This is a genomic window from Actinoplanes rectilineatus (assembly GCF_000962825.1).
In the GTDB taxonomy this organism is placed as follows: domain Bacteria; phylum Actinomycetota; class Actinomycetes; order Mycobacteriales; family Micromonosporaceae; genus Actinoplanes; species Actinoplanes rectilineatus.
On record NZ_JZKF01000028.1, the window covers coordinates 93,287 to 114,117 of the forward strand.

A 20,831-nucleotide genomic window follows, 5' to 3' on the forward strand; every position below is an offset into this window, starting at 1 on the left:
CCGGCCCGGGGCGTGTTCGTCACCCGGCAGTCGACAAGCGGTAGAGACCGAGATCAGGCGATCTCCCGGGCCACCCGCAACGTCTCGACCGGGTCGACCGCCGGATCGTCCCGAATCACCGCCACGTCCAGCCCCGCCGCGGCCCACCGTTCGAGCCCACGAGCGGCCCCGGCCACGTCACCGGCGATCACCACCTCGTCGAGCAGCGCGTCACTGACCAGGTCGGCCCGGGGCGCCCCGGCCAGCCATCCCGCCCGCAGCCAGGCGGCGAGCGCCGGGTCCACCCCTGCTTCCCGGGTGATCACGTGGTCGCCGTGCACACCGAGGTACTGCGCCGCCATCGGCCGGATCCGGTCCCGGGCCACAGCCGGATCCGGGTCCACCGAAACCCCTATGTAGGCGGAGATCTCGGTGCCGGCACCGACCTGCGAGCGCACCCATCGCACGTATCCCGGCCCGGCCAGGATCGACAGCAGTAGCCCGTCGGCGACCGCACCACCCCGGGCCACCGCCCGGGGCCCCTTGACGCCGAGCACGATCGGCGGGTCCGGCCGGACCGGGGTGAAGGACAGCCCGGTGTCCACCTGATGGAAGTCCCCGTCGAAGGTGACGTGCCGTCCGGTCAGCACCTGCCGGATGACGGACAGAGCCTCCAGCGTCCGTGCCAGCGGCCTGTCGAACGGAATCCCCAGGTTGTCGGTCATCCAGTGGGCGTTGCTGGCGCCCAGTCCCAGCACCGCCCGGCCGCCGCTGAGCTCGTCGAGGGTGGCGAACTCCATGGCGGTCAGCACCGGATGCCGCGTCCACGGGTTGACCACCCCGATGCCCACCCGGACCCGCGAGGTGTGGGCGGCCACCGCTCCGGCCAGCGCGAACGCACCCCGCTCAAAGTAGTCCTCGGTCAGCCAGACGTCGTTGAACCCGGCCTCCTCGGCGGCCACCGCGGCCCGGACCGCCCCCGCCGAGTCCCGCCGGCCGGAGATCGAGAACGCGAGCCTCACGACACCGCCCCACCCGAGAACGACAGCACCCGGTCCAGGTCGGCGGGAGACGGCTCGATCACCGGCACGTCGGTCAGCCGGGCCGCCGTGGCGCCGACGTCCTTGAGCCCGGTGGACGTCCCGATGACCACCGCGGTCTCGGACGGCGCCACCAGCCCGGCGGCCACCGCCTTCCGCAGGGCCACCACGGCGGTGATGCTCGACGCCTCCAGGTACATCCCGGCGTGCCGGGCCAGTTCCAGCTGTGCCGCCATGATCTCCTCGTCGTCCGGGGTGGCCACCGCGGCCCCGCCGGACGCCTCTACCGCCGCCCGGCTCTGCCAGGTCCAGAACGGTGAGGCGGTGGAGAACGCCACCGACGGCCGGACGGCCACCGGTTCCCCCGATCCCATTGCAGCCGCGAGCGGGCCGAACGGCTCCGCGACGAGCAGTCGCGGCACCTTTCCGATCACCCCGAGTGCCACCAGGTCGGCGAAGCCGCGGCCGATGCCGGCCAGCCCGTCGCCGTAGGCCACCGGGACGACCACGACGTCGGGCACCGACGGCAACTGTTCCACCAGCTCGTAGGCGATCGTCTTGTAGCCGTCGACGCCGAACGGGTGCGAGCCGGCCGGCGGGTCCGCGTACCCCGACATGGCCATCCACCCGCGTGCGGCGACCAGCTCGCGCATCAGATGCCAGCGATCCACCGGCCGGGGCAGGGCGACCACCCGCGCGCCGTAGGCCTGCATCAGCGTCTTCATCGTGGCCGGCACCGAGGCGATGGTCAGCACCACGCAGCGCAGTCCGGCCCGGGCCGCGTAGGCCGCGATCGCCGCGCCGTGGTTGCCGGTGCTGGCCACCACCACGGTCTCCGCGCCCACCTCGACCGCCTTGGTGGTGGCCACCGCGGCCAGCCGGTCCTTGTAGGACCAGGTCGGGTTGCGGCTCTCGTCCTTCACCCACACCCCGCCCAGTCCGAGCCCCTCGGCCAGCCCGGGCAGCGGGACCACCGGCGTGCCGCCCTCGCCGAGACTCACCGGCACCGTCGCGTCGGCCAGGGGCAGCAGGGCCCGGTGCCGGAAGATCCCCGGCGCGCCGGTCACGGTCGGGACACCGGTCAGACCCGTCATCCGGTACGCGGGAAGCACGTTGGCCGGGCTCCCCTCGGCCGCGCAGGCCGGACAGCCGGCGCCGATCAACCCGATCGACGGGTCGGGATATCCCGCACCGCAGCGGACGCAGCGCAGTTCCCCGGTGTAGGCGCTCATGCCGGCACCACGGTCAGCTCGCGGGAGCCCGCGCAGAGCATCGTGTGTCCGTCCTCGGTGATCACCACGGTGTCCTCGACCATCATCCCGCCCCAGCCCAGCTCGTAGTACGGCGTCTCGAAACAGAACGTCATCCCCGGTCGCAGCGCGACGTCGACGCCGGGCGCGATGATCGGCGGCTCGTAGACGGCGAGCCCGATGCCGTGCCCGCAGTGCTGGCGCCGATAGCTCGGCACGCCCGCCGCGGTGCCCTCGAGTCCGAGCCTGAACAGTGCGGTGGCGCTGATCCCGGGTTGGGCCGCGTCCAGCTGTGCCTGCTCGCCGGCGTGCACGGCGGCGTACACCCGGCGCTGGCGGTCGTCCGGCTCGCCCAGCACGGCGGTCCGCCCGATGTCCGACCAGTAGCCGTCGACCACGCACCCGACGTCGAACCGGGCCGTCTCGCCCGGCTGCCACGCGCGCGACGTCGGCACCACGTCGGCGAGGGCGCTGTTCGGGCCGGTGGTGGCCACCACGAACCGGGGATCACCACCGCCGGCGACCATGGTGGCGGCGATGACCGCGGCCAGCTCGCGTTCGGTGGTGCCGGGGCCGGCCACGGCCAGCGCGGCGGTGACGGCGGATTCGCTCAGCCGCGCGGCGTACCCCAGAAGACGCACCTCGCCCGGCAGTTTGACGGACCGGGCCGCGGAGGCCACGCCGGTGTCGTTCTCGTGGGCGACGCGCGTCCCGGGACGCAGGCGGGCGACCACCTCGCGGACCGCCGTCTCCAGATCCGGATGGCGGTCCGCCATCCGGGTGATCGCCGCGTGATCCGCCTCCCCGGTGCCGGCCTCGACGTAGAAGCGACCGAAAGGGACTATCCGATCGACCGGGATCCCGGCGGCCGCGGCGGCGGGCGCGTCGGAGGCGGCGCAGACCAGCCAGAGGTCGTCGGCGGTGACCACCGCGGCGATCCGGTGTGCCCGGAAGACCTGACCGGGCATGCTGCGGTAGCCGGTCGCGTAGAGGACACTCTCGGACTCGGTCAGCACGATCGCGTCGCAGGGCGCGGCCGCCAGCTCGGCCCGCAGCCGGGCCAGGCGCTCGGCGGCCAGGGCGGTGAGATCGACCTGCGGGCGTTCCGGCAGCACCGCCGTCGCCAGGGCGGCCGTGATCAGCGCGGCGCTCACCGGGCGATCACCTCCTGACCGAATCCGGCCATCATGTCGATGGTCTCGCCGACCGAACCGGCGGCGAACAACAGCGCGGCCATCGTGGTGACGCCGGCCTCGCGGTACTGCTCGACCTGCTCGATGATGTCCTGCGGCGTACCGATCAGGTTGCGCGAGATCAGGTCGTCGACGCCCTGGTCCTTCAACGTGGTCTTGGACAGCGACACCAGGTGGTGGAAGAGCTGCGACGACTCGAACCGCCGCCACGCCTCCTCCCGGGTCGGCGCCACGCTCACACACACCTGAAGAGCCACGTCGAAATCGTCGCCGAGGGTACGTCCGTGCTGCTCGGCCTCCGCCCGGATCAGGCCGAGGCCGCTCGCCACCTCGGCCGGTGACAGGCAGGCCGGCAGCCATCCGTCGGCCAGCCGGGCGGCACGGGACCGGCTGCCCGGGGCGTTCCCGCCGGACAGGATCGGCAGCGGTGTCTGCACCGGTTTCGGGTAACTCTCCACGTCGTCGAACTTCACCCACTTGCCGTCGAAACCGGCCCGTCGCTCGGTGAACAGCCTGCGGAGCGCGACGATCGCCTCCTCGGCGTGCTCGCCGCGGTGCAGCGGGGTGCCGGGCGCCATCGCCTGGAACTCCTCGCGGTACGCGCCGATCCCGACGCCGAGGACCGCCCGGCCGTGCGACAGGTGGTCCAGGGTCGCGACCTGCTTGGCGGCGACCACCGGGTTGCGGAACGGCAGCACCATGATCGCGGTAGCCAGCCGGATCCGTTCGGTGACGGCGGCGACATAGCTGAAGTAGGCGAACGGGTCGTAGTAGCGCGGCGGGGTGTCGAAACCGTCCCGCACGTACCGCTGGGTGGTGATGTGGTCGTTGCCCCACACCGACTCGAACCCGTACTCCTCGGCCTTGATCGCGAGTTCGACCGCCTGGTCGATGTCGGCGTACGGGACGGCGTACATCAGGCCCTCGGTGCCGGTCGGCACTCCCAGTCCGTAGCGCATCAGGCGGCGACCTTCTTCTTGAGTGCCACTCCGGCAAGGGTGTGAAGAACGAACCCGGCGACCAGGCCCTCGATCGCGTTGGCCAGCAGGAAGTCGGTGTAGTAAGCGAGCAGCGCGGCGGCGATCCAGCAGACGACGGCCTCCCAGCGCACCGCCGGCAGGTCCTTGAGCACGTTCTCGACCCGGCGTTCGAGGATCCAGAAGTGCGCGATCAGCAGGCCGGCGAACGGCGGCACCACCACGCCGATCACGGTGAGGAACCTGCCGAACTGGCCGGCCACCCCGAGGAAGGCGATGGCCACCGCGATCACCACGGCGACGACGGTCCACACCGGCTTGGAGATCTTCAGCTTGACCAGGTTCGACGCGGAGGTGAAGGCCAGCGAGGCACTGTAGATGTTGTTGTCGGCGGTGTTCCACAGCGCCAGGAAGAGCAGCACCGCGGCCGGGGCGAGCAGGCCCAGACCCTGCATGACGACCACGAAGTTGCTGTTGCCGACCTTCATCGCCGAGACCGTCGCGATGACCTCGAAGATGCCGACGCCGACCACGAAGCTGAGCACGCAGGAGATCACCACGTCGCGGGCCTTGAGGGCGTACCGCTGCACGTCGGAGACCAGAGCCGCACCGGTGACCCAGGTGGCGATGACCGAACTGACCGCCGCCGAGAACCCGATCGACGCCGCCGGGGAGGCGTCGAAGACCGCACCGAACCCGCCCTCCAGGCTCCCGATCCGGAACAGTGCGAACAGGCCGATCGCCACCTGCACCGGCACGGCGACCATCGAGAACTTGTGCAGTCCCTTGAACCCGAAGATCGCGGTGGTGAGGATCGCCAGGGCGAACCCGATGACGAACACCGACGACGGGATCGCCGGGATCAGTTTGTGGACCGCGCCGCCCCAGGTGTCCATCAGCACACCGATGAAACCCATCGCGATCACGCCGAGCACGATCGAGACGACCACCGAGCCGGACCGCCCGAACACCGCCCGGGACGCGAGATAGCTGGTCAGGCCGGTTCGGAAACCGATGATGCCGATCAGCGACGCCACCACGGCCAGCACCAGGTTGCCCACGCCGATCGCGGCCATCCCCTCGCCGAACGTGGTGCCGGCGCCGACCACCCCGCCGACCAGGAAACTGCTCACACTGATGTTCCAGCCGACCTGCACCACGATCAGCTGCAGCAGCGGTTTGCGCTGCGAGGCCGGTACGGCTTCGAGGGCATGGTCGTCCATGTCCGCCACGAGGGTCCTGTCGTCGGGCATCGCGCTCTCCTGATAGCCGGGCTGGTCGCGGTTAGCGATTCACCACATAATCGAGGCGTCCCACGACCGAAAATACCCAGGTGAACGAGAAGATGGGCGGCGACTTATTGTGGATGTGCCACAACGAGCACACCTTCTTCTCAGCCGTGTTACCGATCTGGCACGGGTCCTGGTCACCGACGTGTGGCGGCAGTTACCGGGATATGACGAGGACCGCATGGACCTCGACGACCTGGTCGGCACGATCACCCCGAACATGCGGACCCTGCTGATCTGCGTCGCCGAACGCCGCCCGCCCGCCGGGGACGAACTGGCCACCGCCGCCGGGCTGGGCGAACGCCGCGCCATCCAGGGCGTGCCGATCGAAGCCGTGGTCACCTCCTGGCACCGCGCCGAACGTGAGGTCTTCTCCTGGCTGGCGACGGTCGACGCGCCGATGACCGCGGACGAGCACCGGCAGTCGTCCAGGGACCTGGCCGCCGCGGTCGACGCGATGATCTCGGCGTCCACCGAGGCGTACCGGCGGGCCCGCACCGAGGTCGCCGGCCACCTGGAACAGATCGCCACCGACCTGGTGTCCCGGCTGACCGGCGCGGAACGCCTCGACCCGCAGGTCATCGAGGAACGGGCCCGCCTCGTCGGGGTCGCCGTCCAGGCCGAACATCGGGCCCTGGCCGTCCACGGGTCGCACCTGCTGCCCCGCGCCCAGCGGCTCGTCCTGGACGCTCTGCGGCCGATCCTGCCCAGCCGTACCGTGGCCGGCGCCCGCGACGACGTTGCGGTGATCGTCACCCCGGAGGTGCCCGGCCTGATCGCCGCCCTCAACCGGGTCGTCCGCCGCGACGAGATGGTGATCGGCGTCGGCCTGCCCCGCCCCCGCTTCGGCGAGGTGGCCGGCTCCTGCCGCGAGGCGATGGCCGCCCTCTCCGCCGGCCGGCACGCGGGCCGCCTCGGCGTGGTCGAGTTCGGCACCGTCGTCGCCGACGTGCTGCTGCTGGAGAACCCGTTGGACGCCCGCCAGGTGGTGCAGAGCGCCCTGGGCCCGCTGCTCGGCCGGCCCCACCTGGTGGAGACCCTCCGCGCCTACCTGCACTCCGGCCTCTCCACCCGCATCACCGCGACCGAACTGCGCCTGCATGAGAACACCGTCGCCTACCGGCTGAAACAGATCACCGACGCCCTGGAGGCGGACGCCCCGGCCGCCCTGGTCCGCGCCGACATCCTGATGGCGCTGCGCTACCAGGAACTCGATCAGCCCTGAATCAGCATTGCCACAGGAAGCGGCCCTCGGCGCCGTCCGGCGAGACGAAGAGGTACGCGATGCCGCCGTCCCCGAAGTTGTGGCCCAGGTCGTCGGTCATCTGCCCGACGAACCGCCAACCGGCACCCGGCGGTTCCGGATGTTGCAGCCACCGCGGCTCCCCGCCCAGGAACTGCCAACTCTCCTCGTCGGCGGCCGGCACGTCCTCCGGCAGGTGATCGTCCTTGAAGACCGGCCCGGTCCGGATGGGCCGGACGGTCACGAACGACGGCACCCGCCCGCCGGGCTGGATGATGACCGCGTTCTCGCCGCCCTCGGGATCGAAGGTGTCGCCGACCTCGTCCTCGTCCACCTCGTCCTCATCGTCGGCGTCGGGATCCCAATCGTCGTTCTGTTCGTCCTCGATGTCCCAGATGTTCTCGTCCGACATGAACACGTAGGCCAGGCGCGGCTCTCCGGTGCCGTCGTCCAGACGGAACTGCCCCACGAACGGCATCTGCCGGTTCCGCGACGCGGAGATCGGCCACTGCGGCGTCTCCAGCCACACCGGCTGACCACTCAGTTTGGTGACCGGTTCGGCGATCTCCCGCCCGGCCGGAACGTACCGCACCACACGACGCATGGGACCACCCTAGAGATCACGCCGAGCCGGCCACCCGGGATCGTCGAAAACGGGTCGAGACGGGTTGATCGGTGGTGTTACGGTTCCGGCCGGAAGAGGGGGACACCGTGCCGAGACTGAACCAGATCATCGCCGTGGAGAAGGGCGTCAAGAGCAAGGCGTTCGCCGACCTGAGCGAGGCGCACCACGCCGTGCAGAAGACCGGTCCGCTGGCCGGCATCTCCCGGACGTACCAGCCGAAGGACGAGGAGGGCGAGCAGCTGCCCCCGGAGTCCACGCGGGTGCAGATCAAGGCCGAGGACATCCTGCGGGACATGTCCGCCACCCTGACCCGGCTCTTCGACGTCACCGCCACGAAGGACTGGACGAACTGTGTGGCCCGCGCCGACGTGGTCGTCGACGGGCGCACCATCGCCGCCCAGGTGCCGGTGACCTACCTGCTGTTCCTCGAGAAGCAGCTCGTCGACCTGCACACCTTCGTCAAGAAGCTGCCGGTCCTCGACGCGGCCGAGACGTGGATCCGCGACGACTCCACCGACAGCTGGCGCACCGAGCCGGTCCGCACCAACCGGACCAAGAAGGTGCCGCGCAACCACGTCAAGGCGGAGGCCACCGACAAGCACCCGGCCCAGGTCGAGGTGTACTACGAGGATGTCACCGTCGGCTACTGGACGACGCTGAAGTTCTCCGGTGCGCTGCCGGCCAAGCGGGTCAACGAGATCCTCGAGCGGGTCGTCACCCTGCAGACCGCGGTCAAGTTCGCCCGCGAGGAGGCGAACAACAGCGAGGTCACCGACCAGAAGGTCGGAGCGGCCGTCTTCGGTTATCTGTTCGGATGACCGTCATGGATTCCCCCGTGGGAGCGCGGGGGTCGCGCCGGCAGCGGCGCGAAAGCTGACAGCTGAGGCTGAAGCTGAACCAGCCGGTGACAGTGCAGGTTCGAGTCCTGCTCCCCGCACCACTCGCGCGGGGGTAGCCCAACTGGCAGAGGCAGCCGGTATGAATTTCAGATTCTCGCTCCAATGTCAGCATTCACCACTGATCACCGGATCGACCGGGTGGGACGACGACAGCGGATGCCGGTTCAATTCCGGCCCGCCGCGCTTCGAGCGGCGGTAGTTTAAAGGCAAAACCCGATGTCTTGATGATTGATCCACACCCTTAAACGTGCCGGTGTGTGCAATTCAGTGGTACGCGGAGGCCCGGGGATTGGCCATATCCCCGGGCTTCACCATCTTCGGGGCTTGACGCGGCCGCCTAGGGTGGACGCCTCGAGGAGGGAGATGCCATGCGTCATCTGATCCGGGTGCGGCTTCTGGTCGCCCTCGCTTTCGCGGCAGCGGTCATCGGCGGGGCGGGCTGGGCCGGTGCCGCCGCGGCAGCACCGTCCGACGTCTGCGTGGTCACCACGGCCACCGGCACCGTGCTCTACGACATCGACTGAACCCTGCCTCCGGACCGACGGCACACCCCGGCGACGTGACGGGAGGTCCAGGGGCCACGGGCGTTGATCGATACCCGTATCCTCCGGACACCGCTACGGAATCCACGGGGGATGGTTCATGCGCCGTTTGCTCCTGACAATCACTGCCGCCGCTGTGGCCGGCGGTTTCACGTTCACCAGCCCGGTCCGCGCAGTCGAGCCGGTCCGCGCCGCCGTGCCCCCAGCCGCTGCGCCGGTCCGCGCCGCCGTGCCCCCAGCCGCTGCGCCGGCCGGCGCTGCCGTGCCCGCGGTTGTCGCGCCAGTCCGTGTCGGCGCGCTCGGGGGCATGCCCGCAGCCGCACCGGCGGCGGCTGACGACAGCTGCACGACAGCGGCGGACGCCGAGTTCGACGCGGACATCGACGACACGACCGGAGCCGTGACGGTCACCACCACGAAACCGCTGTGTGCGGGTGACGGGGTGACCGTGTCCGTCGCCTCCTACACGACGCCCCCGGAGGCCGACGCCTACCCGCGGATCGTCTACCAGCGGATCACCTACCTGCGCATCGACGCCGCGCAGCCGACCGTCGCGGTCACCGTCGACGTGCCCGCCTGCCGGCACGAGATCGTGGTCCTGCGTACCACGGTTCCCGACCCGGCTGTGCTGTCCGCGCAGGAGGAGGCCCTGGTCCCCCGGATCGCCGTCGCCCGCGGCGGCAGTGCGGCGTGCGCCCCGCAGCCGACGGTCACCTTCACCTCCACCTGCGACCGTAGGATGACCGCCACGTTCGCCAACGGTCCGGCCGCGAACGTCGACGCCGTATTCCTCATCCTGCAGCTGAAGTACGGCGCCTGGTCGGAGTACCGGGTTCCGGCCGGCCGGAGCACGGTCCAGGCCCGCCCGGCGCAGCTGAGCACGTTCACCGTCCGCGACAACAGCGGCGCCGTCCACACCGGCACCTGGCAGCAGCCGGCCGGCTGCTCGCCGTCACCGTCGACCTCCACCTCGGCGTCGAGTTCACCGTCGGCTTCCACATCGGCGTCAGCATCAGCGTCGGCATCCGCGTCGCCCTCGCTCTCCGCCTCAGCGTCGCCGTCCGTAGGCACGTCGGTGAGCCCGTCCGTCTCGGTGAGCGCCACCGCCACCGCCACCACGGTTCCGGTCTCCACCGGCGGCGCCCTGCCGCGGACCGGGCCGAACGCCATGGGCCTGGCCGGTCTGGGCGTGGGCCTGCTGGTGGCCGGCGGCGCGGCTCTCTACTTCACCCGCCGCAAGTCCTCCTGACCGCGGGACGGAGCCGTCTGGCGGGGGCCACGAGCCCCCGCCAGAACAAGACCCGATAAATCGGATATATCAGGAAAAGCTCGACGGTTCAGTGGCCCAGGTACACCTTGATCAGGGCGATGCCCGCCGCGACCGCCGCGAGCACCAGCCCGGCGACGAACGTGTGGATCGACGGCCGCTGCGACCGCAACCGTTCCAGCAGGAAGCCCACCAACGCCAGCCGGATCAGCAGGTAGATCTCGGACAGCAGGATCGCGGTGTCCCCCGCCGTCCACCCGGCCCACGCCGCCGCGAGCAGCAGACCCGGCACCAGCGCGGAACTCACGATCGGCCGGGAGTCGCCGATCTCGTGCCAGATCCCGGCGCGGGTCATCGGCTCCCCCGCCCGCGCCTGATGCCCGACGATCTCCGAGAACACGTGCGCCAGATACGTCGACACCGCGACGCCGAGCAGCAACTGAACGGCGTGCCCGTGCACGGCGTCCCCGGTCGTCAGCGGGACCGTGGTGGCGAACACGACGATGTTGCCGTAGAGGTAGGCCGTGATCCGCGCGGCGGCCTGGTCCCCGGTCAACGACCGGTCGACCCGGTACCGGACGACCCGTTCCCGCATGCTCTCCGGCTTCGCGCTCACCATGTTGATCACGGTAGTACCACCCGCGCCGCTGTCCGGGATGTGCCCCGGACGTCGATGGCGAGACCGTGCCCACAACCCGGCATGGTTTTCGGTGCTTCAGATCTTTAACCGATCAACAGCCTTCCTGTGTACGCGTGAAAGGAACCACCGTTGTCCGACAAGATCTTCACGCCCGTCCGGTTCGGGGCGATCGACCTGCGCAACAGGGTCGTGATGGCCCCGCTGACGCGGATCCGGGCCGGCGCCGACGGCGTCCCGGGTGACCTGCTCGTCGAGCACTACCGGCAGCGCGCCTCGGTCGGCATGATCGTCACCGAGGGCACGTGGCCGGTCGGCGAGGGCCGCACCTGGATCGGTCAGCCCGGCATCGAGACGGCCGAGCACGTGGCCGGCTGGCGCCGGGTCGCCGACGCGGTGCACGCGGCCGGCGGGACGATCGTCATGCAGGTCATGCACGGCGGCCGGATCTCGCACCCGCAGGTCAGCCTCTCCGGACGGGTCGTGGCGCCGAGCGCGGTAGCGGCGCCCGGCGACATCCGCGTACCCGATGGCCGGGAGCCGCTGCCGGTCCCGCACGCGCTCACCACCGCGGAGATCGACGAGGTGGTGGCCGGTTTCGTGGCGGCGTCCCGGAATGCGATCGCGGCCGGCCTGGACGGGATCGAGTTGCACAGCGCCAACGGTTACCTGCTGCACGAGTTCCTGTCGCCGGCGTCGAACCAGCGGACCGACGAGTACGGCGGCTCCCCGGAGAACCGGGCCCGGCTCGCCGTCCGGGTGGCCACCGAGGTCGCGGCGGCGGTCGGCGCGGACCGTACCGGCATCCGGATCTCGCCGGAGCACAACATCCAGGGCGCGCTGGAGACGGACGCCGACGACGTGCTGGCCACCTATCTGGCGCTGGCCGCCGGTCTGGCCCCGCTCGGTCTGGCGTTCGTGGACATCCTGCACGCCGATCCGGCCGGCCCGCTGGTCCAGAAGATCCGCGGCGCGGTGCGGGCCCCGGTGATCGTGAACACCGGTTTCGGCGTGCAGACCACCCGCGAGGAGGCGGTCCGGCTGGTCGGCGAGGACGCCGGTGACGCGGTGGCGGTCGGCCGCGCGGTGATCGCGAACCCGGATCTGGTCGAGCGCTGGGCTGCCGGTGCCGACGAGAACGCGCCGGACGCGGCGACCTTCTACATCGGTGGGGCCAGCGGTTACACCGATTACCCGGCCCGTACCGCAAGCGCTTAACCTCGCGGGCGACGTCGTGCAGGGTGGAATCGCGCAGCGGATCTCTCTACCGTGCTCAGCATGGGCGAGGAAGCCGCACGACTGGTCGTCAAGCAGTGCCGGTGGACGGATGTCGCCGTGTGGGAGAAGCACTCCCCCACCGGGCCGAACCGTTATCACGAGTTCCGTTTCCGGCGGCAGTGTGCGGGCGTCAGCACCTTCCTGATCGCCTGGCTCGGCGAGGAACCGGTCGGCAGCACCGAACTGCTGTGGCAGGGCGCGAAGGAGTCGCCGGTCCGCGCCCGTTTCCCCGGCTGCCCCGAGATCAACGGCCTGGTGGTGGTCCCCGAACACCAGTCCCGGGGTATCGGGACGGCGCTGATCCGCACGGCCGAACGGCTGGCCGCGGATCGGCGCCGCCACCGGATAGGTCTGGGCGCCTCCGACGGCAATCCGAGGGCGGCGGCGTTGTACCTGCGCCTGGGCTACCAGGAGACCGGCTGCCACTACCTGGACCGTTACCCGTTCATCGACGATCAGGGCTCGGTGCACGAGATGGCCGACCCCTCCCGCTTCCTGGTGAAACGCATCCCCTGAACCTTCGCCGGCGACGCTACTCGTCTGACCAGGCCACGGCGGACAGGCGCCATCCCGACGTGGTGCGGACCAGTTGAAAGGTCTTGACTCCTCGGCCGGTGAACGGCCTGCCGTCCAGAAGGCCCGACTTGGTGTAGGTGCAGAGATGCTGGGCCACGTCACCGGCGACGGCGGTGTGGCCGGCCAGTTCGTGTTCGGTGAAATCGGTCAGGCGGCCGCTGGTCAGGAGATCACGGCGCGGGGCGATGAACGACTCCACGCCGTAGACGGCCAGGTCCGGGCCGGTGCGGACGATCACCGCCTCGGGCAGGAACAGGCCCGGCAGTGCGTCGAGACGGGCCGGGGCGTCGTCGCCCGACACGAAGGCCGCGAAGAACGTCCTGATCAGCGCGCCGATGACGGCCTCGTCCAGGGTATCGGCGATGTCCTCGTCCACGTCAGCGGCCATGCCCGACGGTAGCCCGGGGACTCACGGTAGGCGTACCCCCAAGGAGGACGGACCGATCGGTCCTGGCCGGACCACCGCCGCTTCCTGCCGCGCGGACCGGGCGGTCCGCGCGGCAGCCCGGCATCGACGCTGATCGGAAACTGCCGGGGATGAGGCGGTCAAGGCTGATCGAGAACAGCCACAGGCGAAACGGTCACCAGGAGGCCTTGCGGATTCCGGGTAGTTCGCCGCGCAGCGCCATCTCGCGGAACCGGACGCGCGACAGACCGAATCTGGTCAGCACACCGCGCGGCCGTCCGTCGATGCTGTCGCGGCTGCGGCGGCGGGACGGGCTGGAGTCGCGCGGCAGGGCTGCCAGGCGGCGCACCGCGTCGGCCCGGGTGACGCCGTCGGTGTCAGGTGCAGAGATCAAGATCTTTAATTTTGTACGCTCCGACCGGTACCGATCTACCAGTTGCGATCGGCGGGTCTCGCGTTCCGTCAGGCAGCGACGTGCCATGGGGCATTCCTCACGTTCGATGATTGCGGACGGTGCCGGCATCGACGGCACCGGTGCGGAAGGATCAGCGGTCCTCGCGGAAGAGCACGTGCTGCCGCGCCACCGGGTCGTATTTGCGCAGCGTGAGCCGGTCGGGATGGGTTCGGCGGTTCTTGCGGGTGACGTACGTGTACCCGGTGCCGGCCGTGCTCCGCAGTTTGATCACCGGCCGGATGTCCGTGGACCGGGCCATCAGAATCGGACTCCCCGGGCCCGGACGCGGGCGGCGACCGCCTCGATGCCGTCCCGATCGATGATCTTGATGGCGGTGGTGCTGACGTTCAGGCGGATGTGGCGGCCCTCGGAGGGCAACCAGTAGCGGCGGCGCTGGATGTTCGGGTTCCAGCGGCGGCGGGTGCGGCGGTGGGAGTGCGACACGGCGTTGCCGAAGCCCGGCGACTTTCCGGTCACGTCACAGACGGAAGACATGCGGCAGACTTTACAATGAAAATCATTTCCAACAAGATGGGACCCCATGAGGCGATCTTCAGCACCGCTGGTCGTCCCGCTCTGCGGGTTCTGGCCGCACGCCACCCGGACGGCCGCCGACCGGCTGGCCGGCCCCGGGTCCGTCGTGGACTTCGCGGACCGGGGCGGCACACCGGTGGCACACCTGGTCAACGATCTGATCACCGTCGCGGGCGGATCGGAGCGCGACACCGTGGTGGTCATGCCGGACGGCTGCGAACCCGACCACCTGCGCCGGGCCTGGACAAGCGACATGACCGGAACCGCCGCACCGGTCACCGTGGTCGCCGCCGACCTACTGCTCGACGGGCTGACCGCGGACCGCCCGGTCAGTGAGCTCGTCGCCCGGCAGATCGAGCAGGCCGGCACCATCGTCATCCAGGGTGGACCGGAGAGCGGCGAACAGTGGGAAGCCGATCAGTTGCGGACACTGCTGCGACGGCTCGCGCCCTGGGCCGGCGTCCTCGGCCTGGACGACCCGCGGCTGCCGGCAACCGTGCGGCGCCCGGCCGGCCGGTTCGGGGAACCGGTCGCCGCGTCCACCCGCGGACTGCTGGGCCGGATGGTCGGCGTGCACGAGCCGGTGTCCCGCGACGACGTGGTGGCCTGTGTGTTCAAGGCGCGGCGGCCGTTCCACCCGGAGCGCCTGCACCGGGCGCTGCCGGCGATCGTCGAGCAGGTGCTGCGCTCGCGCGGGCACTTCTGGCTGGCCGGGCAGCCCGACCGGGTGCTCTCCTGGGAGTCCGCCGGGGTCCTGACCGTCACACCGGCCGGCCACTGGCTCGACGGGCAGGACGACGGCGCCTGGGAACAAGCGCACCCGGAACGCCGGATCGCCGCCGCGCTCGACTGGGATCCGTACTACGGCGACCGGCACCAGCACCTCGCCTTCGTCGGCGTCGGCACCGACCCGGTCCGCCTGCACCGCACCCTGGCCCGCTGCCTGCTCACCGACGCCGAGTTGTCGCTCGGCCCGGACGGCTGGCAACGGTTCCCGGACACCTTCGCCGCCCGCGGGGAGTTGCTCCCATGAGTCTCGAGCCGGCCCGGACCACCGCGCCACCCCCCGCCGACACCCGGCCCCGCATCACCGTCCTGTCCGGATTCAGCCCGCCGGCCACCCGGGCCGTGGCGGCACGGCTACTCGCCGAGGACCCGGCCCTGGTGCTGGTCGAGCACGACATCACCCGGATCCGGCACGGTCTGGTGCGGCGCGTCGTCCGCGACCAGCGGCACGTCCTCGAGGACACGACCGTCGCGCTGGTGCACGGCTGCGTGTCGTGCACCCTGCACGACGACGTCCTGCCCACCCTGATCAGGCTCGGTCACGGGCGCCGGGACGTGCTGCTCGTCCTGCCGCCGGTGATCGAACCGGAGGACGTCGCGGACGCCTGCGACCATCCGGCGCTGCGGTTCGACTCGTACGTGACGGTCCTGGACACCGCCGACTTCCTCGACGACCTGAGCACCGACGACGACCTACGGGACCGGGACCTGCACGCGGCCGACGACGACTCCCGGGCCGTCGCGCAGGTGGTCGCCCGGCAGGTCGAGTTCGCCGACACCGTCGTGGTGTGGGGACGCCCCGAGGCCGACCGGGTCACCGCGACGGCCCGGCTGCTCGTGCCGTGGGCGACCGTCGTGGCGGTCCCGGACACGGACGGCACCGCAGAGTTGACCCGGCGGCTGCGGCGCACCGGCCGGCACGATCCGGACGCCCCCGGCATGATCGGCCGGGCCCTGGAGTCGATGCCGATCGGCGTCCACGATCCGCACGGGTCCTGCGGGGTGTCCGCGATGCTGTTCGACAGTCGGCGGCCGTTCCACGCCGGACGCCTGCACGAGGCCCTGCCCGAGATCACCACGGGTACGCTGCGCGGCCGCGGCCAGATGTGGATCGCCTCGCAGCCGGACATCGCGGTCGGTTGGGAGTCCGCCGGCCAGGGCATCAGCCTGGGCACCCTCGGCCGGTGGCTGGACGCCCTCCCCGCACAGCGCTGGTCCGAGGTGAGCGCGCTGCGGCGGCTGACCGCGGACGTGACCTGGGACCCGTACTACGGCGACCGGCGGACCGCGCTGGCCTTCGTCGGCCTCGGCATGGACACCGCGGACCTGCACGACCGGCTCGCCGGTTGCCTGCTCAGCGACGTCGAACTCGCGGCCGGGGCGGACACCTGGAGCGCCCTGCCCGACCCGTTCGCCGGCTGCTTCCCGGATTCGCCGTGAGGCGGGTTCGCCATGCGGCGGATTCGCCGTGAGGCGGGGGAAGCGTCCGCCTGCGACCATCAAGTGGTGATCAATAAGCGCCGCTCCCTCCTGCTCGCCACCCTCGCCGGGATCACCGTGATCGTGGCGGGGGCGGCGCTGCTCACGCCGGTGCTGGGACCACCGGGCCCCCGGCCGAACTTCCAGCTGCCGGTCGCCTGCGGGGAGACCTGGGAACTCACCACCTATCCGGGGCACGACGACTTCGACGTCGATCTCTACCCCGCCAAGGGCAAGGCCTGGGGCCGCCCGGTGCACGCGTCGTTCCCGGGCACGGTGATCGAGGCGGGGATCAACGGGGAGCTCGGTGGGCGTACCCCGGAGAACCCCAAGGGCCCGCAGGGCCGCGGCGGCGGCTACTGGGTGAAGATCGACCACGGCGGCCGGTGGGCGACGCTGTACCTGCACATGCTGGAACCGCCGATGGTCAGCAAGGGCGACGAGGTGACCCAGGGCCAGCAGCTCGGCAAGGTGGGCAGCACCGGCAACTCCAGCGCCCCGCACCTGCACTTCGAGGAGGTGGCCGCCGGGGAGAAGCAGGAGACGTACTTCAACGGCGTCCCGTCCGGCATCACCTCCGACGACGCCGAGTACGACGTGAAACTCAAGAGCGAGAACTGCCCTTGACACTCCCGGTCACCGGCTACCGCCGGTACACGGCGGCGCGGCTGCACCGGGCGGTGGGCGTACCCCGGAAGGAGCGTGACCGGCTCACCCGGCCTGGATCAGATGGCGCATCCCCAGGCGGGCCGGCGGCAGCGGCGGACCGGTGTGGCGGGCGTCGAACGCGGCCAGCAGATAGGCCACCAGCCGCTGTGCGCCGGCGCCCGCCTCGTCCGGGGCGACCGTCACCAGCCCGCAGACCGAGGCGATGAGCAGGGCCAGGTCGGCGGGGACGAAGTCCGGGCGCAGCCGGCCGGCGGCCTGGGCGCGACGGGTCAGCTCGACGAAACCCTGGTAGCCGCGGGCCCGTTCGGCGGCGACCCCGCCGGTGTCCGGGAACGCCGCCAGGAACGCCTGGCCGAACCCGCGGTCGGAGACCTGCAGGTCGCAGACCTTGTGGAGCAGCGTGCAGAAGCCGCGCCAGGGGTCCGGGTCGGCCAGGGCGCGGTCGACGACCGCCACGCAGGCCGTGAACTGTTCGGCGAAGACCGCAGTGACCAGGGACTCCTTGGTCGGGAAGTGGCGGTAGAGGGTGGCAGCGCCGACGCCGGCCCGGCGGGCGACCGAGGCCATCGGCACGTCGAGGCCGCGGACGGCGAACAGGTCCCGGGCGGCGTCGAGGATGCGGTCCCGGTTGCGGCGGGCGTCGGACCGCAGAAGTGGAGAGGCGGGGGCGCTCATTGCTCCCACTTTAAGGTGGGCGGACGACGCTCTCCGTTTCGGCGGATAGCGTCGCCGTCATGCGTACTCAGGCACGACCCGTGACCGTTTTCGTCGACCGGTTCAACAGCTGCGTCGTCGGACTGCAGAACTCGCCCCGCTGGGGGCGGCTCGTCAACCGGCGGATGACCGTCGTGACGTACACCGGCCGGCGGTCCGGCACGGAGTTCAGCATCCCGGTGGCCTACCGCCGGACCGCCGACGGCGTGACGATCGAGGTGATGATGCCGGACGCGAAGAACTGGTGGCGCAACTTCCTCGACGAGGGCGGACCGATCGGTCTGCGCCTCGACGACGTCGTCCGGACCGGGCACGCCACCGCCCGCCGCGACGGCAAGCGGGTCCTCGTCACGGTCAGGCTGGCGGCAGCAGGATCCGGGCGGTGAGACCCGCCCCCGGCGTGCTCTCCAGCAGCAGGTAACCGCCCTGCGCCTCGACGATCCGGCGACTGATCGACAGGCCGAGGCCGAGGCCGGGCGCCTGCTCCCGGCGGGCGGCGTCACCCCGGACGAACGGCCGGCCGATGATCTCCAGTTCGGCCGGCGCCAACCCGGGACCCTGATCGCGAACGGTCACCGTCGGCTGCGGTTCGGCGGTGATCGCTATATCGACCGGTTTGTCCGGTCCGCCGAAGCCGAGCGCGTTGCTGAGCAGGTGACCGACGGCGATGGCGAGCAGACGGACGTCCGCAACGATCCGGATCGGCGCGGCGGGCAGGTCCATCCGCAGCCGGTGCGCACACGGGCCCAGACCGGTCGCCGCCGCGGACACCACGGTCGCCAGGTCCGTCAGGCGCGGCTCCCCGACCGGCTCGCGGCTCTGCTGATCGGCCGCGCACAGCAGGTTGTCGACCGTACGGCAGAGACGGTCGGTGTTGCGGGCGATCGCGTCGAGCGGCCGCTCGGAACCCGGGGCGATCGAACCCGCCAGGATCTCCAGGCTGCCCCGGATCACCGCCAGGGGCGTCCGGATCTCGTGCGAGATCGCCGAGATCACCTCGTCCTGGTCCTTCGCGACCGGGAACGGCTGATGGGTGAGCAGGTGCCGCAGGTTCGTCTCGGCGTCCACCCGGCGGGCGATCCGCGACAGCAGCCGGCTGATCGTGTCGGTGTTGCGGCGGCGCGGCGCATCGTCGAACACGCACAGCGCCCCGACGATCTGCCCGTCGTGGTGCAGCGGGGCGGCGCCCAGGAACCGGACGTGCTCGGTGCCGCGGACCAGCGGGTGCGTCGACAGGCGCGGGTCACGCGCCGCATCATTGATGACCATGGTGTCGTCGGCCGCGGACACGATGTCGCAGAGCGACATCGACTGGGGCACGTCGACCACCGTCTGAATGCCGAGCGTCGCGGCGAAGTGGGCACTGCCCCCGCCGACGACCTTGAGCGCGGCCATCGGGACCTGGCAGGCCTCCGATGCGAGTTCCAGCACTTCGGGTACGGCGTCCACCGCGGACCTGTACCGCTCGGCCGCGACGGCTATGGAGGTGTCGGACATCGCGGGGTCTCCTCCCTGTACCCCCTATGGTTCGGCCCGGCGGGCGCCGTCCTGACGTTTGCCGGTTGCGATCCGGGTGCACCCTGACCCATCGCGATCCGCGATCAGTCCACCCGCCCCCACAGCGCATGCCGGTCCGCGCCGGGCCGGAACCCGTACGCCTCAGCCATGTGCGCCGCAGCGGCGAACCCGTGCCCGACCGCGTCCGGCGTGTGAGCGTCACTGCCGAACGTGATCGCCTCCCCGCCCTCCTGATGCCACCAGCGCAGAATCGTGGCGTCCATCGGCAGCCGGGTGTTGACCTCCAGCGCCCGCCCGGAACCGGCGGTGATCCGCAGCGCGTGCCGGAACTCCTCCTCGAAGTCGGCCGGATCGAACACCCCGGCAGTCTGCGCCGGCCAGAACCGCAGCGGGTAGTCGATGTGCGCCAGCACCTCGAACACCCCGTCCATCGCCGCCATCGTGGCGACGGCACCGAGGTACTCCCGCATCACCTCGCGCGCGTCCCGGTGCGGAAAGATCAGCCACGGTTCGGCGAAACTCCCCCGGTCCGGCAGGCAGTGCAGCGACCCGAGCACCCGGTCGAAGCCGCCCCCGGCCAGCACACGCCCGACCGGTTCGGCATGCCAGTGCGGCTCCCCCACCTCGACACCACTGAGAATCCGCAGCCCAGGGAACAGCTCCCGACAGCGCTCGACAGCCGCGAGATACCCCTGAGAATCGAAGACCGGTGGGGTCAGGACGCCGTCGTCGTCCGCCAGCCGGGTGAGATTGTCCATCTTGTACGGCCCGTCGACCGCAATCCGCCACACGGTGTGATCGAAATGCTCCGTGAAAGCGACAGCAGGCAGCCCGATGTGAAGGGCCCGCGCACACGTCCGTTCCATCGAGGCAGCCGTGGTGTCCCACGACCATTCACTGTGCACATGACTGTCACCAGGCAGACCCACACCCCGACGCTACCGCCGTCGATACCCGCCCGCTGTCAAGGTCCATAATGCGGGGGTGGACTTTCAGGTGAACCGCGGCCGGATGTGGCTGACCATCACCGGGTGGGCCGTCACCGCCGTCATCCTGACCCGGCTGATCGCGATGCTGATAGCGGGCAGCGCCACCGTCGACGCCTCCGACATGATCCCCCTCGTGGCCGGCCCGGTCGGCGCGTCCGCCGCCTTCGCCCTCCTCCGGCGCGACTCCCTGGCCCGAATCCGCCTCACCGAAGCCGGCATCGCGTTCACGCCCACCCTGCGCCGCCCGATGTTCCTGCCCTGGTCGTCGGTGGCCGCCGTGGAACGCCGTCTCATGGGTTCCCTGACCCGCCTGGTGATCATCCCTGACCGCGTGGAGAACGTCCGCCACCTGGAGGGCACGGCGCCGGTCCAGCGCCCGCACCTCCGCCGCGGCCGCCCGTCCTTCACCGTCGTCGTGGGCTCGATGACCCCCGGTCCCGACGCCCTCTTCGCCGAGCTGAACCGCATCCGCACCGCCCACCCGGCG

At 71.1% G+C, this 20,831-nt stretch carries 25 protein-coding genes and 1 tRNA gene; 12 read left to right on the forward strand and 14 right to left on the reverse strand.

Going from position 1 to position 20,831, the window contains the following annotated elements; all coding sequences use genetic code 11:
* Positions 1-53 precede the first annotated feature (53 nt).
* Genes WH85_RS22010 through WH85_RS22030 form a run of 5 tightly spaced genes read right to left on the reverse strand, consistent with a single transcriptional unit; the run spans position 54 to position 5,692 of the window.
* The gene (locus tag WH85_RS22010; RefSeq protein WP_045743824.1) at positions 54-1,001 is read right to left on the reverse strand and encodes an LLM class flavin-dependent oxidoreductase; all 948 of its coding nucleotides are present in this window, start codon (positions 999-1,001) and stop codon (positions 54-56) included.
* Complete coding sequence (locus tag WH85_RS22015; protein ID WP_211275419.1) at positions 998-2,251, reverse strand: threonine synthase; 1,254 nt, start codon at positions 2,249-2,251, stop codon at positions 998-1,000. The genes WH85_RS22010 and WH85_RS22015 overlap by 4 nt, the downstream gene beginning before the upstream one ends.
* Positions 2,248-3,423 (reverse strand): M24 family metallopeptidase, encoded by a 1,176-nt coding sequence (locus WH85_RS47225; RefSeq protein ID WP_052720655.1) that lies wholly within the window; start codon positions 3,421-3,423, stop codon positions 2,248-2,250. Before WH85_RS47225 ends, WH85_RS22015 begins: the two co-directional genes overlap by 4 nt.
* On the reverse strand, positions 3,420-4,421 hold the full coding sequence (locus WH85_RS22025; RefSeq protein WP_045743825.1) for an LLM class flavin-dependent oxidoreductase: 1,002 nt from the start codon (positions 4,419-4,421) through the stop codon (positions 3,420-3,422). Before WH85_RS22025 ends, WH85_RS47225 begins: the two co-directional genes overlap by 4 nt.
* Positions 4,421-5,692 carry a cytosine permease gene (locus WH85_RS22030; RefSeq protein ID WP_045743826.1) on the reverse strand — a complete coding sequence of 424 codons (1,272 nt, stop codon included), beginning with the start codon at positions 5,690-5,692 and terminating at the stop codon, positions 4,421-4,423. The genes WH85_RS22025 and WH85_RS22030 overlap by 1 nt, the downstream gene beginning before the upstream one ends.
* Positions 5,693-5,807: 115 nt before the next feature.
* Between WH85_RS22030 and WH85_RS22035 the strand changes: the two genes are divergently transcribed.
* Entirely contained in the window at positions 5,808-6,953 is a 1,146-nt protein-coding gene (locus WH85_RS22035) for a PucR family transcriptional regulator (RefSeq protein WP_483757015.1), read from the forward strand.
* 1 nt (position 6,954) lies between these two features.
* On the opposite strand, the gene WH85_RS22040 is transcribed toward WH85_RS22035, so the two are convergent.
* Positions 6,955-7,575 carry a hypothetical protein gene (locus WH85_RS22040; protein WP_045743828.1) on the reverse strand — a complete coding sequence of 207 codons (621 nt, stop codon included), beginning with the start codon at positions 7,573-7,575 and terminating at the stop codon, positions 6,955-6,957.
* 107 nt (positions 7,576-7,682) lie between these two features.
* Here WH85_RS22040 and WH85_RS22045 point away from each other — a divergent pair, with 107 nt between their 5' ends.
* From WH85_RS22045 to WH85_RS47230, 4 genes are all read left to right on the forward strand, one after another.
* Complete coding sequence (locus WH85_RS22045; RefSeq protein ID WP_045743864.1) at positions 7,683-8,414, forward strand: DUF7873 family protein; 732 nt, start codon at positions 7,683-7,685, stop codon at positions 8,412-8,414.
* Positions 8,415-8,439: 25 nt separating this feature from the next.
* Positions 8,440-8,536: transfer RNA gene (locus WH85_RS50620), tRNA-OTHER, on the forward strand.
* 327 nt (positions 8,537-8,863) lie between these two features.
* Positions 8,864-9,019: a hypothetical protein gene (locus WH85_RS50625; RefSeq protein WP_157411152.1), complete on the forward strand. Its 156-nt coding sequence runs from the start codon at positions 8,864-8,866 to the stop codon at positions 9,017-9,019.
* Between the two features lie 118 nt (positions 9,020-9,137).
* A complete protein-coding gene (locus WH85_RS47230) occupies positions 9,138-10,286 on the forward strand; it encodes an LPXTG cell wall anchor domain-containing protein (RefSeq protein WP_157411153.1) in 1,149 nt (382 codons plus the stop codon).
* Positions 10,287-10,374: 88 nt separating this feature from the next.
* Here the strand turns inward: WH85_RS47230 and WH85_RS22055 are convergent, their stop codons facing one another.
* Entirely contained in the window at positions 10,375-10,923 is a 549-nt protein-coding gene (locus tag WH85_RS22055) for a hypothetical protein (RefSeq protein WP_052720659.1), read from the reverse strand.
* Positions 10,924-11,073: 150 nt separating this feature from the next.
* Between WH85_RS22055 and WH85_RS22060 the strand changes: the two genes are divergently transcribed.
* Together WH85_RS22060 and WH85_RS22065 are read left to right on the forward strand one after the other, a co-directional pair.
* Complete coding sequence (locus WH85_RS22060; protein ID WP_083449171.1) at positions 11,074-12,159, forward strand: alkene reductase; 1,086 nt, start codon at positions 11,074-11,076, stop codon at positions 12,157-12,159.
* A gap of 60 nt (positions 12,160-12,219) precedes the next feature.
* On the forward strand, positions 12,220-12,735 hold the full coding sequence (locus WH85_RS22065) for a GNAT family N-acetyltransferase (RefSeq protein WP_045743829.1): 516 nt from the start codon (positions 12,220-12,222) through the stop codon (positions 12,733-12,735).
* A gap of 16 nt (positions 12,736-12,751) precedes the next feature.
* On the opposite strand, the gene WH85_RS22070 is transcribed toward WH85_RS22065, so the two are convergent.
* The 4 genes from WH85_RS22070 to rpmB all read right to left on the reverse strand — a co-directional run bounded on the left by WH85_RS22070 (position 12,752) and on the right by rpmB (position 14,150).
* Positions 12,752-13,183, reverse strand: coding sequence for a nuclear transport factor 2 family protein (locus WH85_RS22070; RefSeq protein ID WP_045743830.1), 432 nt, complete (start codon positions 13,181-13,183; stop codon positions 12,752-12,754).
* 193 nt (positions 13,184-13,376) lie between these two features.
* Positions 13,377-13,682, reverse strand: coding sequence for a 30S ribosomal protein S14 (rpsN, locus tag WH85_RS22075; protein WP_045743831.1), 306 nt, complete (start codon positions 13,680-13,682; stop codon positions 13,377-13,379).
* 64 nt (positions 13,683-13,746) lie between these two features.
* On the reverse strand, positions 13,747-13,914 hold the full coding sequence (rpmG, locus tag WH85_RS22080; RefSeq protein ID WP_045743832.1) for a 50S ribosomal protein L33: 168 nt from the start codon (positions 13,912-13,914) through the stop codon (positions 13,747-13,749).
* Positions 13,914-14,150 carry a 50S ribosomal protein L28 gene (gene rpmB / locus WH85_RS22085; RefSeq protein WP_045743833.1) on the reverse strand — a complete coding sequence of 79 codons (237 nt, stop codon included), beginning with the start codon at positions 14,148-14,150 and terminating at the stop codon, positions 13,914-13,916. Before rpmB ends, rpmG begins: the two co-directional genes overlap by 1 nt.
* Positions 14,151-14,196: 46 nt before the next feature.
* Here rpmB and WH85_RS22090 point away from each other — a divergent pair, with 46 nt between their 5' ends.
* The 3 genes from WH85_RS22090 (at position 14,197) to WH85_RS22100 (ending at position 17,081) form a co-directional block, all read left to right on the forward strand.
* The gene (locus tag WH85_RS22090) at positions 14,197-15,222 is read left to right on the forward strand and encodes a GTP-binding protein (protein ID WP_052720661.1); all 1,026 of its coding nucleotides are present in this window, start codon (positions 14,197-14,199) and stop codon (positions 15,220-15,222) included.
* Positions 15,219-16,415, forward strand: a complete 1,197-nt coding sequence (locus WH85_RS22095) for a CobW family GTP-binding protein (protein ID WP_045743834.1) — start codon at positions 15,219-15,221, stop codon at positions 16,413-16,415. The genes WH85_RS22090 and WH85_RS22095 overlap by 4 nt, the downstream gene beginning before the upstream one ends.
* 66 nt (positions 16,416-16,481) lie before the next feature.
* Positions 16,482-17,081 carry a M23 family metallopeptidase gene (locus WH85_RS22100; protein WP_245674043.1) on the forward strand — a complete coding sequence of 200 codons (600 nt, stop codon included), beginning with the start codon at positions 16,482-16,484 and terminating at the stop codon, positions 17,079-17,081.
* 84 nt (positions 17,082-17,165) lie between these two features.
* Here WH85_RS22100 and WH85_RS22105 read toward each other — a convergent pair whose 3' ends face one another.
* The gene (locus tag WH85_RS22105) at positions 17,166-17,798 is read right to left on the reverse strand and encodes a TetR/AcrR family transcriptional regulator (RefSeq protein ID WP_045743836.1); all 633 of its coding nucleotides are present in this window, start codon (positions 17,796-17,798) and stop codon (positions 17,166-17,168) included.
* A 59-nt stretch (positions 17,799-17,857) separates the two neighbouring features.
* Here WH85_RS22105 and WH85_RS22110 point away from each other — a divergent pair, with 59 nt between their 5' ends.
* Positions 17,858-18,223, forward strand: a complete 366-nt coding sequence (locus WH85_RS22110) for a hypothetical protein (protein ID WP_045743837.1) — start codon at positions 17,858-17,860, stop codon at positions 18,221-18,223.
* Here the strand turns inward: WH85_RS22110 and WH85_RS22115 are convergent.
* Together WH85_RS22115 and WH85_RS22120 are read right to left on the reverse strand one after the other, a co-directional pair.
* The gene (locus WH85_RS22115; RefSeq protein WP_045743838.1) at positions 18,192-19,334 is read right to left on the reverse strand and encodes a GAF domain-containing sensor histidine kinase; all 1,143 of its coding nucleotides are present in this window, start codon (positions 19,332-19,334) and stop codon (positions 18,192-18,194) included. The genes WH85_RS22110 and WH85_RS22115 overlap by 32 nt on opposite strands.
* A 104-nt stretch (positions 19,335-19,438) precedes the next feature.
* The gene (locus WH85_RS22120; RefSeq protein WP_045743839.1) at positions 19,439-20,284 is read right to left on the reverse strand and encodes a PHP domain-containing protein; all 846 of its coding nucleotides are present in this window, start codon (positions 20,282-20,284) and stop codon (positions 19,439-19,441) included.
* 55 nt (positions 20,285-20,339) lie between these two features.
* Between WH85_RS22120 and WH85_RS47235 the strand changes: the two genes are divergently transcribed.
* Positions 20,340-20,831: hypothetical protein (locus WH85_RS47235; RefSeq protein ID WP_052720662.1), on the forward strand; the 492-nt coding region annotated here is incomplete at its 3' end.